This window comes from Achromobacter spanius (assembly GCF_029637605.1).
Classification (GTDB): domain Bacteria; phylum Pseudomonadota; class Gammaproteobacteria; order Burkholderiales; family Burkholderiaceae_B; genus Achromobacter; species Achromobacter spanius_E.
The window spans coordinates 6,003,433-6,017,678 of sequence record NZ_CP121261.1 but is presented as its reverse complement, the minus strand read 5'-3'; the positions used below and the strand labels follow the sequence as shown (position 1 = coordinate 6,017,678).

Genomic DNA, 14,246 nt, shown 5'->3' with positions numbered 1-14,246 from the left:
GCGCGTAACCCATCGGGCGGTGCCGCGTGGTGCTTACGCGTTTAGCGGCGCCGTGCTGCGTTCCAGCCAGGCCAGGGCTTCGCCTTGCACCAAGGGTGACAGGCGGTCGAAGACCGTCTTGTGATAGTCGTTCAGCCAGGCGATTTCGTCGGTGCGCAGCAACGGTACTTCAATGCAGCGCGTGTCGATCGGGCACAGCGTCAAGGTTTCAAAGCACAGGAATTCGCCCAGCTCCGACGTCAGCCAGCTGCGGTTGGCGACCAGGTTTTCGATACGCACGCCCCAACGGCCTGGGCGGTAGATGCCTGGCTCGTTCGACGTGATCATGCCCGGCTCCATCGCGGTGTGCGGACCCGGCATGGCGCGGTAGGAAATCACTTGCGGGCCTTCGTGCACGTTCAGGAAATAGCCCACGCCGTGACCGGTGCCATGGCCGTATTCCGCACCGCCTTCCCAGATGGGAGCACGCGCAATCGCATCCAGCATGGGCGACGGCGTGCCGCGCGGGAAGGACGCGCGCGACAGCGCGATCATGCCCTTGAGCACCAGCGTGAAATCCACTTTCTGGTCGGCGCTGGGCGTGCCCACCGCGACCACGCGTGTAATGTCCGTCGTGCCGCCCAGGTACTGGCCACCCGAATCAATCAGCAGCAAGCCATCGCCTTCGATGGTGGCGTGCGATTCCGGCGTGGCGCGGTAATGCGGCATGGCGCCATTGGCGTTGAAGCCGGCGATGGTGGCGAAGCTGGGGCAGACGTAAGCCGGGCGGCGCGCGCGAGCGGCGGTGATCTGCTCGTCGATCGTCAGTTCGGTAATGGTTTCCTTGCCCTGTGCGCCTTCGAACCACGCGAAGAATTCACAGAGCGCCGCGCCGTCCTGCGCCATTGCTTGCCGCACCTGGGCCAGTTCGGCATCGGTCTTGCGCGACTTCAGCAAGGTGGACGGGTTGATCGCTTCAATGCGCGGCACCGCCGGGTCCATGGCGTGGAACACCCCGCAGGTGACGCGCGCCGGATCAATCAGCAGCTTTTGATCGAGTTCCAGCGAAGCCAGGGCATCCGCGGCCTGCGCATACGCGGCCACTTCGACGCCATCGGCGGCCAGCGTGGCGCGCAAGGCGTCGTCGATCTTGCCGTCCGCCACGAACAGCGTGGCGTGGTCCAGGCCGATCAGGGCATGGCCGACGAACACCGGGTTGTAATCCACGTCCGCGCCGCGCAGGTTCAGCAGCCACGCAATGTCGTCCACCGTGCAAATGAAATGCACGTCGGCGCCGTGCGCGCGCATGGCGTCTCGCACCTGCGCCAGCTTGTCGGCGCGGGCCACGCAGGCCTCGGGCGCGACGTGTTCATAGATCTTCGCGTCGGGCAGGCCGGCGCGGTCCGTCCAGATGTCGTCCAGCAGGTCCGCGCGGATTTCCAGTGTGGCGCCAGACGTGGCGGCAGCGGCCGACAAGGCGCGGAACGCCCCCAGGCCCAGCACCTGCCCATCTACGCCAATGACGTCGCCCGCGCGCGTATTGGCGGCCAGCCAGTCGACATGGCCCGGCGTGGACGCCAGCGCGATCTTCATCAGTTGCACGCCCGTGCCGGCCAGTTGCGCCTCGGCCTGCACCCAGTAGCGGCTGTCCACCCACAAGCCCGCAAAGTCGGCCGTGACGACCAGCGTGCCGACCGACCCCGTGAAGCCCGACAGCCAGCGCCGCCCCTGCCAGCGCGCCGGCAGGTACTCGGACAGGTGCGGGTCCGAAGACGGAACGATATAGGCGGACAGGCCGCGGCGGCTCATGGCCTGCCGCAATTGGGCAATACGGGCGTCAGTGCTAGACATGGGGGATGGAATCCTTAGCGCAACATGAAAGACATGGCGGCCAGGCTGTTCAGCGTGCGGACGGCCGACTGCATGCTATCCACGGTGAATCGCAAGGTGACGCCGTCCACGCGTTCCAGCGTGGGCCACATGCAGAACAGGTCGGCCAATGCCGCGCTCTGCGTCTGCAACCGGCATTCTATAGGGGCGGCAATGCGGAAAGGAACGGATTTCACCTCACCGGAAGCGGAGACGCCTTGCTTGAACTTGCGCACGGCGGTTTCGGCGGCGGCGGCAATGGCGCGGCGCGATGCCGTCGGCGACAAGGTCACCCCACTGCCCTGGCCATGGGCCACTTTGGTCTGCACCCACTCGGCGCCGGGGAACGTGTCGCGCGTTTCCGAGATGAACACGTCGTCGCCGGACGCCAAAATCACCGGCACGTCCAATTCACCGGCCAGCGCGCCGTACAGGCCCGCTTCGCCCAACTCCATGCCGTTGATGAACACGCGCGCGAACGCAAAGCTGTTGATCGTGTGCGCCAGAATGCCTCGGCCTTGCGAGCGCGAGTGATAGCCGATCATGAAGACGGCGTCGCAGCCCTCTTCCAGCCCGCCCATCATGCCCAGGTAGCGCGGCTTGCCCAGCACCAGGCGGGCGCGCTCGTCCAGACCGTCGGGCAGCAGGTTGCGAAAGCCGCCGTGCGAGTCATTGACCAGGATCTCGTCGGCGCCGCCCGCGAACGCGCCTTGCACGGCGGCGTTGGCCTCGGCGGTCATCCAGGCGCGAGCGCGCTCGTATTCGCCATTGCCGGCGCGGACCTGCTCGGGGTGAAAGACGCCGGCGACGCCTTCGATATCGGTGGAAATCAGGATCTTCATGGGGTCAGCCTTCAATGAATTCAGAATGCGGTGTCGGACAGCCATTGGCGCCATTGCGGCGCGGCCTCGCGGATGGCTGCGCGGTGATGGCCGTCGCGCCCGGTGACGGCATCAGCCCGCCAAAGCGCGGCGATGATGGCTTGCTCGCAGGCCTCGGCGGCCGCTTCAAACAGCGGGTCGATACGGGTTTCATGCAGCATCGCCACCGCCGGCATGGGCTGCTCGGCCCGTTGCGGCACGGTATAGGCGGTGGAAAAGGCCAGCGCGATGTCGCCGCTGCCGTGGCCGAATACCGATCCCGTGCGCGCCAGGCCCGCGCCCGCGCGCAGCGACAAGCGGCGCAGTTGGCGCGAATCCAGCGGCGCGTCGGTGGCCAGCAGCAAGATGATCGAGCCCTTCTCCGGCACGATCGCCGCGTTCTCGCCTTGCTGCGCCAGGCCACGGTCCAACTGGTCCGCCAGCCGGCGGCCGAACGGGCGGCCCGCCACGGTCAGGTTGGGCAAGCGCCCGAAGTTGGCCAGCACCAGCGCACCGACGGTATAACGCAAGCCGGGCTGGATGGACGCCACGCGGGACGCCGAGCCGATGCCTCCCTTGAACGAAAAGCACGACATGCCGCGCCCCGCGCCGACCGCGCCCTGGGCGAACGCTTTTGCCGCATTGGCATAAGCATCGACGTAATGCGATTCCTGCACGGCCAGCGCCTGGATGTCGTTCAGATAACCGTCATTGCATTCGAAGACCAACGGGTTCACGGTGGCCATGCCGCGCCCGATTTCCGGGTTGGCCGCGATGGCCTGGCGGATCTGCGCGTTGGCCACGGTGCCCACGCCAAAGGTGTTGGTCAGCGCGATGGGCGTTTCCAGCACGCCAAGTTCCTGCACCTGGATCAGGCCGGCGCTTTTGCCGAAGCCGTTCAACACCGTCGCGGCAGCAGGCACCTTGTCCAGATAGGAGTCGCCGGCATGCGGGCGCACGACGGTGACGCCGGTCTGTTGCGCGCCGTCGGCCAGCGTGCAGTGTCCGACGGTGACATCACCCACGTCGCAAATCGAATCCAAGGGTCCCGAGGGCAGCACGCCGATGCGGGGAAGGTCCAGTGCTTGTTTGTCCATGGTTTTCGCCAAGGTCCTTAATGCAAAACGCCGCCGCCCTTCGTTAAGGAGCGACGGCGAGATGTAGAGCCTCCGCGCCGCGCCCCTTCGGAGCTAGCTGCCCGCCTTGGGGCCGCCCGGCAGCGGGGCCTTTTCCTATTTACTAGCGGTTATCACTTGCGATCGATCTTCGGATCGAGCGCGTCGCGCAAGCCGTCACCCAGCAGGTTGAAGGCCAGCACCGTCAGGAAGATTGCCAGCGCGGGGAAGATGGCCACGTGCGGGGCAATGACCATGTCGGCGCGCGCTTCGTTCAGCATGGCGCCCCACTCCGGCGTGGGAGGCGATGCGCCCATGCCCAGGAACGACAGACTGGCGGCGGTGATGATCGACGTGCCGATACGCATCGTGCCGTACACCACGATCGGCGAGATCGTGCCGGGCAGGATGTGGCGCATGATGATCGTCCAGTCGGACGCGCCCACGCTCTTGACCGCTTCGACGTAGGTCATCTGCTTGATCGACAGCGTGTTGCCGCGCACCAGGCGGGCAAACGCCGGCACGCTGAACACGGCCACGGCCACGATCACGTTGATCATGCTGGAACCCAGCACGGCCACCACGCCGATAGCCAGCAGCATGCCCGGGAATGCCAGCAGCACGTCCGAGATACGCATGGTGATGCGTTCCCACCAGCCTTCGTAGTAGCCGGCCATCAGGCCCATGAAGGTGCCCACAATGGCGCCCATGGCCACCGACAGGAAGCCCGCGGCCAGCGAGATCCGCGCGCCCATGACGATGCGGCTGAAGATGTCGCGGCCCAGCGAATCCACGCCCAGCCAGTGGGTCAGCGACGGGCCGGCGTTCAGCGCGTCGTAGTCGAAGAAGTTCTCGGCGTCGAAGGGCACGATCCACGGCGCGAAGGCCGCAATCACTACCAGCAGCAGCACGAAGATGCCGGCGCCCACGCCCAGCTTCTGCTTCTTGAATTTGCGCCAGAACTCGGTGGCGGGCGTACGCACGTCGTTCTTCGGAACGGCGGCAATGGTCGTGGCGGGTGTCGTATTGCTCATGGCCGCCTCACTTGTAACGGATGCTGGGATTGATGACGCCATAGAGCACGTCGACAATCAGGTTGATCAGGATGAATTCCAGCGAGAACAGCAGCACCAGGCCCTGAATCACCGGATAGTCGCGTTGGGTCACGGCGTCAACCAGCAGGCGGCCAAGGCCGGGCCAGTTGAAGACGGTTTCCACCACGATCGAGCCGCCCAGCAAGAAGCCGAATTGCAGGCCCATCATGGTAACGACCGGAATCAGCGCATTGCGCAGCGCATGCTTGATGACGACGCGGCGCTCGGTCAGGCCCTTGGCGCGAGCGGTGCGCACGAAGTCTTCCTGGATGACTTCCACGAAAGAAGCCCGGGTAAAGCGCGCCATGACGGCAGCTACCGCGGCGCCCAGCGTGATGGACGGCAGGATGTAGTGTTTCCAACTGGAGGCGCCCACGGTTGGCAGCCAGCCCAGATTCACGGAGAACACCTGCATCAGCATCATGCCCAGCGCGAACGCGGGAAAAGAAATGCCTGACACCGCCAGCGTCATGCCAAGACGGTCGGGCCACCGATTGCGCCAGACTGCCGAGACAATGCCGATGATCATGCCGAAGGTGACTGACCACGCCATGCTGGCGAGCGTCAGCCACAGCGTGGGCATGAAGCGGTCGGAAATTTCGGTCGAGACGGGGCGCTTGGTACGCAGCGAGGTACCCAGGTCGCCTTGCAGCATGTTGCTGAAGTAGCGCACGAACTGCTGCGGCAGGGGCAGATCCAGCCCAAGTTCCTTGCGCACGAGCTCAACGGTTTGCTGGTCGGCCTCCTGGCCCGCGGCCAGTCGCGCCGGGTCGCCCGGAAGCATGTGCACAAACAGGAACACGACCACGGCTACCAGCAGCAGCGTGGGGATCATGCCCAGAAGACGTTTGACGATGTAGGTCAGCATTGAAATTCCTGCAACATCGGCGGGGACACCGCGCCCCCGCCGAATGTGGCCTTACAAGGGCCCGAAGGCCCCGAGAGTGACTGCTAGGTTTACTGCTTCAGGTCGATGTCGCCGAACCAGAACGAGGTGTCCGGTTCCACGTACACGCCCGACAGGTTCTTCGACTTCACATACAGGTTGTTCTGGGTCACCAGGAAGGCCCACGGGGCATCCTTCCAGATGGTTTCCTGAACGTTCTTGTAGATTTCGGTCTTCTTGGCGCGGTCGGTCGTGGCCAGGGCTTCTTGAACGCCGTCGTCAACCGACTTGTTCGAGTAGTAGGACACGTTGTTCAGCACCGGCGGGAAAGCGGGGGTGGTCAGCAGCGGACGCAGGCCCCAGTCGGCTTCGCCCGTCGAGGACGACCAGCCAGCGTAGTACATGCGGACCTTGGCATCTTCCGGCTTTTGCACTTGCTGCACACGCTGCACGCGCTGACCCGATTCCAGCACTTCCACTTGCACCTTGATGCCGACTTGCGCCAGCTGCTGCTGCAGGAACTGAACCACCTTCACCGAAGTGCCGTCGTTATAGGCGGACCACAGGGTGCTTTCAAAGCCGTTGGGATAGCCAGCTTCGGCCAACAGGGCCTTGGCCTTCTTCAGGTCATACGGCCACGGGCCGGTCTTGTGCGCGTAGTCCACGCCCTTGGGCACCACGCCGTCAACGACGGTGGCATAGCCCGAGAAAGCGACCTTGGCCAGGGCTTCCTTGTTGATGGCGTAGTTGATGGCTTCACGCACCTTGACGTTGTCGAACGGCTTTTGCTGCGTGTTCATCGACAGGTAGCGGGCCATGATCGAGTTCTGGTGATCGACCACGTCCAGCTTGTCGTTCTTCTTCAGCACGGCGGCTTGCTCGAACGGCACCGGGAAAGCGAACTGCGCTTCGCCCGTCTGCACCACGGCGGCGCGGGTGTTGTTGTCGGTCACGGTACGGAAGGTCAGCGTGTCGACCTTGGGGTAGCCCTTCTTCCAGTAGCCGTCGAACTTCTTGACCTTCAGGTATTCAGCCGGCTTCCATTCGACGAATTCGAACGGGCCGGTGCCCACCGGGTGGAAACCGATTTCCTTGCCGTACTTGGCCAGGGCAGCCGGCGAGATCATCATGGCGGCCGGGTGGGCCAGCGCGTTGATGAAGGCCGAGAACGGCTTCTTCAGCGTGATCTTGACGGTCATCGGGTCAACCACTTCGGTCTTGTCGATGACGCTGAACTGGATGTAGCGCGACAGGCGGTTGTCCGGGTTGGACGGACGATCGAAGTTGACCTTGACCGCTTCGGCGTTGAAGTCGGTGCCGTCGTGGAACTTCACGCCGGGACGCAGCTTGAACGTGTAGACCAGGCCGTCTTCGCTGACCGAGTAGTCGGTGGCCAGCACCTTCTGGATCTTCAGGTCCTTGTCGAATTCGAACAGGCCTTCGTAGTAGGCCTTGCCGGCAGCCTGGTTCAGGGTGCTGTTGGTGTTGTACGGATCAAGCGTTTCCAGTGCGATGGAGACGGCAAACGTCACGTCCTTGGACGCATGCGCCAACGGCGAAGTGAGCACGCCGAAGGCCACCGCGGCGGCGGCCATCAGCTTGGTGGGGCGCAGAACTTTCATCATTGCAACTCCTGGTTCCAAATTGGAATTAGGGGGTTTGGTGGAAGAAAAACAAGTACGACAACGGAATCAATACGCGCCGCCGACCGCATGGCGGGCAACGAAGTGATCGGTTCCAACCTGCACCAGCGGCTGCACCACGGGCTCGTCGCCGAGCTTGCGGATCGGGCTGGGAATTTCATCGGACAACAAGGTGCGCTTCAGGTGACGGCGCGCCGGATCGGCGATCGGCACGGCCGACATCAGCTTCTTGGTGTACGGGTGCTGCGGGTTCTCGAAGATGGCGCGGCGCGGGCCGATCTCAACGATCTGGCCCAGGTACATGACCGCCACGCGGTGGCTGACGCGCTCCACCACGGCCATGTCGTGCGAAATGAACAGGAACGAAATGCCCATGTCGCGCTGCAGGTCGATCAGCAGGTTCACGATCTGCGCCTGGATGGATACGTCCAGCGCCGACACGGATTCGTCCGCAATCACCACCTTGGGGTTCAGGGCCAGCGCGCGCGCGATGCAGATGCGCTGACGTTGGCCACCCGAAAATTCGTGCGGATAACGCTGCGCCATTTCAGGCGGCATGCCCACGCGCTCAAGCAGATCGGCCACGCGGCGCTCGGCTTCCTTGCCCTTTGCCACGCCGTGCACCAGCAGCGGCTCCATGATGGAGAAGCCGACGGTCACGCGCGGATCCAGCGATGCAAACGGGTCCTGGAACACGAACTGGATGTCGCGGCGCAGGGATTGCAATTCGTTGTTCTTCAGGCTGACGATGTCACGGCCGCCGAACTTGATCTCGCCGCCCTGGCTTTCCACCAGACGCAGCAACGAACGGCCAGTGGTGGACTTGCCGCAACCCGATTCCCCCACCAGCGACAGCGTTTCGCCGGGGTAGAGATCAAAGCTGACTTTTTCAACGGCATGCACGCGGCGTTGCACGCGGCTGAGGATGCCGCCGCGCAGGTCGAAGCGGGTCACCAGATTGCGCACGGAAAGAATCGGCTCGCGCTTTGCGGCCGGGACTTCCTGCGTGCTGGCAATACCGGGCTCGGCCACGGGCTGCACCTGTCCTTCCACTTGCAGCAAGGGGAAACGCGCGGGCAAGTCGGTGCCTTCCATGGCGCCCAGCTTCGGCACGGCGGACAGCAGCGCCTTGGTGTAGCTGTGGCGCGGCTCGGCGAAAACCTGTTCCGACGGGCCTTCCTCGACCTTGTCGCCGCGATACATCACCAGCACGCGGTCGGCCACTTCGGCCACCACGCCCATGTCGTGGGTGATGAACACCACGCCCATGTGCATTTCGTCCTGCAACTGACGGATCAGTTGCAGGATTTGCGCCTGGATGGTGACGTCCAGCGCGGTGGTGGGCTCGTCGGCAATCAGCAGCGCCGGCTTGCAGGCCAGCGCCATGGCGATCATCACGCGTTGACGCATGCCGCCCGACAACTGATGCGGGTAGCGGTCCAGCACCGACTTGGCTTCCGGAATGCGCACCTGCTCCAGCATGCGCAGCGCTTCGGCGCGCGCCGCGGCGGCGTCCATGCCCTGGTGCTGGCGGATCGACTCGGCAATCTGGTCGCCGGCGGTGAACACCGGGTTCAAGGACGTCATCGGCTCCTGGAAGATCATGGCCATGTCGGCGCCGCGCACATTGCGCATGACGCGTTGGCTGGATCCGGCCAGATCGATCACGGAGCCGTTACGCCGACGCAGCGCCATGCGGCCCTGGGCGATACGGCCGCCGCCATGTTCCACCAGACGCATCAGGGCCAGGGACGTTACCGACTTGCCCGAACCTGATTCGCCCACGATGGCCAGGGTTTCACCCCGGTCCACATGGAACGACAAGTTGCGCACGGCTTCGACCGTGCGCTCCGAACCCACGAAGCGCACCGTCAGGTCGTCGACCTGGACCACGCGGTTTTCCGGCAGCGCCAGGCTGTTTGCGCGATCAACCATCTTTATCAATCCCCAAAATCAAAACAAAACCCGCCACGCTCATCGGTAGATGGCGGTGACCGGCTTCTCGCCAACGCGGGCGTAACCTCGATACATGCCTTCCGTGTTGAACGGCAAGGCCACATTGCCCTGAGCGTCAACGGCCACCAGGCCGCCCTTGCCGCCGATAGTGGGCAGTTTTTCCATGACGACGCGGTCTGCTGCTTCTTGCAGCGACGCCCCGCAATACTCCATCTGGGCCGCCACGTCGTAAGCGGCGACCATGCGGATGAACATCTCGCCGGTGCCCGTGGTGGACACGGCACAAGTCTTGTTGCTGGCGTAGGTGCCGGCGCCGATCATGGGCGCATCGCCAACGCGGCCGACCTGCTTGTTGGTGATGCCGCCGGTCGAGGTGGCCGCGGCCACGTTGCCCTGGGCATCCACGGCCACCGCGCCCACCGTGCCGAACTTCTTGTCGGCATCCAGCGGGTCGGCTGGCGCGGGCTGGCCGCGCGCAACCATGGCTTGACCATCGTGGTCCAGCACGGCGGCGTCCGGCGTTTCGCGCTGCACACGCAGCAATTGTTCGCGGCGAGCCTCGGTCGAGAAGTACGACGGGTCCACGATTTCCAGGCCTTCAGCCTTGGCGAAGGCTTCGGCGCCCTCGCCCACGAAGAACACGTGCTTGCTGTTTTCCATGACACGGCGCGCCGCGAAAATCGGGTTGCGCACGCAGTTCACGTTGGCGATGGCGCCCGAACGCAGCGTGGCGCCGTCCATGATGGACGCGTCCAATTCGTGCGTGGCCGCGCTGGTGAACACGGCGCCGTGGCCAGCGTTGAACAAGGGGCAGTCTTCCAGCAGGCGCACGGCTTCGGTCACGGCGTCCAAGGCGCTGCCGCCACGGGCCAGCACGGCTTGGCCAGCCGTCAGGATGGACTCCAGGGCGGCCAGGTATTCCTGTTCTTTCTCGGGCGACATGGCCGCGCGGGACATCGCGCCGGCGCCACCGTGAATGGCAATCACGGGTTGAATCATCGTTTACCTACTCCATGGATAAGCCACGGCATCACGGACTGGGTCACCCCAGCGGCTGCCGCAACGGAATTCTCGGCCCGATAGGCCACCGCCGCGGACAGGGCTTCGATCAAGCCCAGCGCGGCGGTTTCGGAATTGGGGATCAACTGGCGCGCCGAGTACGCATACAGCACGACAGACGCCGTGGGCGCCAGGGGCGACGTGGGCTTGTCGGTCAGCACCAGCACTGGCACGCCCGCCTGCTTGGCGGCGGCGGCCAGCGTCACGGTGTCGGCCAGATAACGGGGAAAGCCAATGGCAATGACCAGGTCCTTGGCGGTCATGCGCGACATCTGCCGCGCCGCGTGCGATACGCCGCCCGGCCCCGCCAGCGATTCGACGGAACGCAGGTGCATGCACAGGCCACGCTGCAGCAGGCCGGCCAGGAAACCGCTGGCCCCGAAACCGATGATGAAGACGCGGTCGGCGGCCAGGATGGATTGCACCGCCTGTTCACAGGCGCCCGAGTCCAGCGCCTGCAGGTTGCGTTGGGCGTTGCGGATGTCTTCTTCCAGCGTGGCGGCAAAGATCTGCACGGCGCTGGCGGAATGCGCCAACTCGGTGCGCAGCTTTTCCACGGGTTCCAGCGCGGCTTCGAAGCCGCGAGCCAGCTCGGCACGAAACTGCGGATAGCCCGGCAAGTCCAGGGCGCGCGCAAAGCGGTTGGCCGTCGCCACCGACACCCCGACGGCCACGGCGAATTCGTCGATGGTCATGGTGGCCACGCGGAACTGATGTGCCAGCACGTACTCGGCCATCTTGTGCTGAGTCCGGCTCAGCGCGGGCTGAGCCCGGGCGATCCGATCAGCGATCGACAGTACGGCCTTGTTCATCTTTTTGGTGTGCGTCTTAGCGGGTGTTTGTGTAAATCTGTTTACACACAAATTTTAAATAAGAAAATTCCTTTTCATACTAAGGGTATACCCGTGAATTTATGTAACGGTGGACGAAAAGAAACGGGGTCGGTTTGAGGTACGCTATTGGCGCCTCTTTTCTTGCCTTGGAATGCCGCAATGCCCAATTGGATCTGTAAGCCCCATCAGGAACTGACCGTTGCCGAGATCTACGCGATTCTCCAGCTACGCACGGAAGTGTTTGTCGTTGAGCAGAATTGCGTCTTCCAGGACATTGATGGGAAGGACCTGGTCGGACAGACCTCGCACTTGATGGCTTGGCAGGACGGCCAGTTGGCGGCGTATTGCCGGATTTTGGATCCGTCACTGAATAAGAATGGTGATATCGAGATCGGGCGGGTCATCAGCGCGCCTTGGACTCGCGGTCAGGGGCTGGGGCATGAGTTGATTCGCCATGCGATGGCGGAAGTGCGCCGGCGCTGGCCGGGGCGGGCGATGTATTTGGGTGCGCAGGCGCGGCTGCGGGGGTACTACGGCGGGCACGGGTTTGTGGAGGTGACCGAGGAATATATGGAAGACGGGATTCCGCATGTGGGGATGCGGTTGGGGTGAAGCGGGGCTGCCGCGGGGTGAAAAAAAACGCTCCCTTGGGAGCGTTTGTTGATGCGCGCCCCCTGGGAGCGTTTGCGGGTTCTTGCGGGAGGCGTGGATTGTTTGTTGCGCTGCTTGATGGGTTGCGCGCGATCGGCAATTTTGTTTTTGCCCGGAGGTTCGCGCGCTTCACCCATCCTACAGGGCTGACACGTCTAGCTTGGCCAGGGTTTTGGACTGGATTTCGTCTACCGTCACGCCCGGTGCCGTTTCCAGCAGTTTCAGGCCATTTTCCGTGACTTCCATCACGCCCAGGTCGGTGATGATCAAGTCAACCACACCCACGCCAGTGAGCGGCAGGTTGCATTCTGGCAGCAGCTTGATGTCTTCAGTGCCGTCCTTCTTCTTGGCCACGTGTTCCATCAGGACCACGACGCGACCGACGCCAGCCACCAGGTCCATCGCGCCGCCCATGCCCTTGACCATTTTGCCGGGGATCATCCAGTTGGCCAGGTCGCCCTTTTCGGACACCTGCATCGCGCCCAGAATGGCCAGGTTGATCTTGCCGCCGCGGATCATTGCAAACGAATCGGCGGACGAGAAGATCGACGAGCCCGGCAGCGTTGTCACCGTCTGCTTGCCGGCGTTGATCAGGTCAGCGTCAACTTCAGCATCAGTAGGGAACGGGCCGATGCCCAGCAGGCCGTTCTCGGATTGCAGCCACACCTCAACGCCCTTGGGCACGTGGTTGGCCACCAGGGTCGGCAGGCCGATACCCAGGTTCACATAAAAACCGTCTTGCAGCTCGCGCGCCGCGCGTGCCGCCATTTCATCGCGGGACCATGCCATGTCGTCTTCTCCTTAGGCCGGGCGAGTGGTGCGTTGTTCGATGCGCTTTTCCGGCGTCGTGTTCAGCACGATCCGTTGCACATAGATGCCGGGCAGGTGGATCTGATCGGGATCCAGGCTGCCGGTGTCAACGATTTCTTCGACTTCAACCACCGTGAACTTGCCGGCCATGGCGACGTTCGGGTTGAAGTTGCGGGCCGTCTTGCGGAACACCAGGTTGCCGCTGCGGTCGGCGATGTGCGCCTTGACCAGCGACACGTCCGGCGTCAGCGAACGTTCCATGACGTATTGCTGGCCGTCGAACTCGCGGATTTCCTTGCCGTCGGCCACGATGGTGCCCACGCCGGTGCGGGTGAAAAAGGCGGGAATGCCCGCGCCGCCGGCGCGCAGCTTCTCGGCCAGCGTGCCCTGCGGGGTGAACTCAAGCTCGAGTTCGCCCGACAGGTATTGGCGTTCGAATTCCTTGTTTTCGCCCACGTAGGACGCGATCATCTTGCGCACTTGGCGCGTGTTCAGCAGTTGGCCCAAGCCAAAGCCGTCGACGCCCGCATTGTTGCTGACGCAGGTCAGGTCCTTCACGCCCGAATCGCGCAGCGCGGCGATCAGGGCCTCGGGAATACCGCAAAGGCCGAAACCGCCCACGGCGATCATCTGACCGTCCTTGACGATGCCTGCCAGCGCCTCCTGGGCGCTTGCAAAAACCTTGTCCATCGCTCCAACTCCTAGTTAAGGTCTAACCGAAGAGAGCCCGCCCCGCGCGGTGTGTCCCATGGGGGAACAAGAAAATCGGGGTGAGCCCTGTTTTCCTTGGAGCGCGGCTGCCGGCGTCGGCCCCAGACGGCATCGCAACACTGCCCGATGTCTCTGGGTCGCGGCGCCGAGGGTGGCGCGCCCCTTTATTTCTCTTGTGATTTTGCGCTTGATTTTAACGGCATGACGGGCGATTCCGCGCCCCTAATCTCAAGCTGCGTCTGAAGCCGCCGCCTGGAACTGCGTGGCCATCTGGGCCAGCACTTCGGGCGGCCACGGTGCGGACGAATTGGCCACGTAGTCCATCCAGACTAGCACGTTGCGTCCGCGCGCATAGGGACCGGCATCGTCGCCGACCTTTTCCAGCAGCAGCTCGAATTCCGCGCTGGAACGGCCGATACGCGTGACCTTGTGTATGACCCGGACCGTGGCCGGGTACGTCAGCGGGCGCAGGAAATCGCACGAGGCGTGGGCCAGGATGGCGCCGTTGTCGGCGGGCAGCTCGAAGCCCGCGTCATACAGGATCTGCATGCGGGCCTCTTCCATGAGGCGGAAATACAGCGTGTTGTTCAGATGATTCAAGGCGTCTGAATCGCCCCAACGCAAGGGCAATTCCACCTGATGGGTATCGCCCACCGCCAGAATCCGCGCAGACAGATTGTCCGGGTTCACCGATTACTCCTGAAGGCTAAAAGAAATACGAAGGCATGCACGGCCTCCGCCTGCAATACAATCGCCGATAATACTTCCAGCCAAATATGG

13 protein-coding genes are annotated in these 14,246 nt (G+C 63.8%); 1 reads left to right on the top strand and 12 read right to left on the bottom strand.

Features of this window, described 5'->3' with window-relative positions:
• Positions 1-33: 33 nt before the first annotated feature.
• From P8T11_RS26950 to P8T11_RS26910, 9 genes are all read right to left on the bottom strand, one after another.
• The gene (locus tag P8T11_RS26950) at positions 34-1,830 is read right to left on the bottom strand and encodes an aminopeptidase P family protein (RefSeq protein WP_268079220.1); all 1,797 of its coding nucleotides are present in this window, start codon (positions 1,828-1,830) and stop codon (positions 34-36) included.
• Positions 1,831-1,844: 14 nt separating this feature from the next.
• Positions 1,845-2,690: a M55 family metallopeptidase gene (locus P8T11_RS26945; protein ID WP_268079221.1), complete on the bottom strand. Its 846-nt coding sequence runs from the start codon at positions 2,688-2,690 to the stop codon at positions 1,845-1,847.
• Between the two features lie 20 nt (positions 2,691-2,710).
• Positions 2,711-3,805, bottom strand: a complete 1,095-nt coding sequence (locus P8T11_RS26940; RefSeq protein ID WP_268079222.1) for a P1 family peptidase — start codon at positions 3,803-3,805, stop codon at positions 2,711-2,713.
• 152 nt (positions 3,806-3,957) lie between these two features.
• Entirely contained in the window at positions 3,958-4,857 is a 900-nt protein-coding gene (gene gsiD, locus P8T11_RS26935) for a glutathione ABC transporter permease GsiD (protein ID WP_268079223.1), read from the bottom strand.
• Between the two features lie 7 nt (positions 4,858-4,864).
• A complete protein-coding gene (gene gsiC / locus P8T11_RS26930; protein WP_268079224.1) occupies positions 4,865-5,785 on the bottom strand; it encodes a glutathione ABC transporter permease GsiC in 921 nt (306 codons plus the stop codon).
• Positions 5,786-5,874: 89 nt separating this feature from the next.
• On the bottom strand, positions 5,875-7,428 hold the full coding sequence (gsiB, locus tag P8T11_RS26925) for a glutathione ABC transporter substrate-binding protein GsiB (protein WP_268079225.1): 1,554 nt from the start codon (positions 7,426-7,428) through the stop codon (positions 5,875-5,877).
• Positions 7,429-7,494: 66 nt separating this feature from the next.
• Positions 7,495-9,381, bottom strand: coding sequence for a dipeptide ABC transporter ATP-binding protein (locus P8T11_RS26920; RefSeq protein WP_268079226.1), 1,887 nt, complete (start codon positions 9,379-9,381; stop codon positions 7,495-7,497).
• 39 nt (positions 9,382-9,420) lie between these two features.
• Positions 9,421-10,401 carry an isoaspartyl peptidase/L-asparaginase family protein gene (locus tag P8T11_RS26915; RefSeq protein WP_268079227.1) on the bottom strand — a complete coding sequence of 327 codons (981 nt, stop codon included), beginning with the start codon at positions 10,399-10,401 and terminating at the stop codon, positions 9,421-9,423.
• Positions 10,398-11,273 carry a MurR/RpiR family transcriptional regulator gene (locus P8T11_RS26910; protein WP_259251853.1) on the bottom strand — a complete coding sequence of 292 codons (876 nt, stop codon included), beginning with the start codon at positions 11,271-11,273 and terminating at the stop codon, positions 10,398-10,400. The genes P8T11_RS26915 and P8T11_RS26910 overlap by 4 nt, the downstream gene beginning before the upstream one ends.
• Before the next feature lie 180 nt (positions 11,274-11,453).
• Between P8T11_RS26910 and P8T11_RS26905 the strand changes: the two genes are divergently transcribed.
• Positions 11,454-11,906, top strand: coding sequence for a GNAT family N-acetyltransferase (locus P8T11_RS26905; RefSeq protein ID WP_268079228.1), 453 nt, complete (start codon positions 11,454-11,456; stop codon positions 11,904-11,906).
• 177 nt (positions 11,907-12,083) lie between these two features.
• Here the strand turns inward: P8T11_RS26905 and P8T11_RS26900 are convergent, their stop codons facing one another.
• From P8T11_RS26900 to P8T11_RS26890, 3 genes are all read right to left on the bottom strand, one after another.
• A complete protein-coding gene (locus P8T11_RS26900; protein ID WP_050447667.1) occupies positions 12,084-12,734 on the bottom strand; it encodes a CoA transferase subunit B in 651 nt (216 codons plus the stop codon).
• 12 nt (positions 12,735-12,746) lie between these two features.
• On the bottom strand, positions 12,747-13,445 hold the full coding sequence (locus P8T11_RS26895) for a CoA transferase subunit A (RefSeq protein ID WP_050447666.1): 699 nt from the start codon (positions 13,443-13,445) through the stop codon (positions 12,747-12,749).
• 249 nt (positions 13,446-13,694) lie between these two features.
• Positions 13,695-14,156 carry an acyl-CoA thioesterase gene (locus tag P8T11_RS26890; protein ID WP_268079229.1) on the bottom strand — a complete coding sequence of 154 codons (462 nt, stop codon included), beginning with the start codon at positions 14,154-14,156 and terminating at the stop codon, positions 13,695-13,697.
• Positions 14,157-14,246 lie beyond the last annotated feature (90 nt).

What these genes read in the sequence shown, in the direction of transcription:
- P8T11_RS26950 (WP_268079220.1), bottom strand. Translation starts at nt 1,830, where the DNA reads ATGTCTAGCACTGACGCCCGTATTGCCCAATTGCGGCAGGCCATGAGC.
- P8T11_RS26945 (WP_268079221.1), bottom strand. Translation starts at nt 2,690, where the DNA reads ATGAAGATCCTGATTTCCACCGATATCGAAGGCGTCGCCGGCGTCTTT.
- P8T11_RS26940 (WP_268079222.1), bottom strand. Translation starts at nt 3,805, where the DNA reads ATGGACAAACAAGCACTGGACCTTCCCCGCATCGGCGTGCTGCCCTCG.
- gsiD (WP_268079223.1), bottom strand. Translation starts at nt 4,857, where the DNA reads ATGAGCAATACGACACCCGCCACGACCATTGCCGCCGTTCCGAAGAAC.
- gsiC (WP_268079224.1), bottom strand. Translation starts at nt 5,785, where the DNA reads ATGCTGACCTACATCGTCAAACGTCTTCTGGGCATGATCCCCACGCTG.
- gsiB (WP_268079225.1), bottom strand. Translation starts at nt 7,428, where the DNA reads ATGATGAAAGTTCTGCGCCCCACCAAGCTGATGGCCGCCGCCGCGGTG.
- P8T11_RS26920 (WP_268079226.1), bottom strand. Translation starts at nt 9,381, where the DNA reads ATGGTTGATCGCGCAAACAGCCTGGCGCTGCCGGAAAACCGCGTGGTC.
- P8T11_RS26915 (WP_268079227.1), bottom strand. Translation starts at nt 10,401, where the DNA reads ATGATTCAACCCGTGATTGCCATTCACGGTGGCGCCGGCGCGATGTCC.
- P8T11_RS26910 (WP_259251853.1), bottom strand. Translation starts at nt 11,273, where the DNA reads ATGAACAAGGCCGTACTGTCGATCGCTGATCGGATCGCCCGGGCTCAG.
- P8T11_RS26905 (WP_268079228.1), top strand. Translation starts at nt 11,454, where the DNA reads ATGCCCAATTGGATCTGTAAGCCCCATCAGGAACTGACCGTTGCCGAG.
- P8T11_RS26900 (WP_050447667.1), bottom strand. Translation starts at nt 12,734, where the DNA reads ATGGCATGGTCCCGCGATGAAATGGCGGCACGCGCGGCGCGCGAGCTG.
- P8T11_RS26895 (WP_050447666.1), bottom strand. Translation starts at nt 13,445, where the DNA reads ATGGACAAGGTTTTTGCAAGCGCCCAGGAGGCGCTGGCAGGCATCGTC.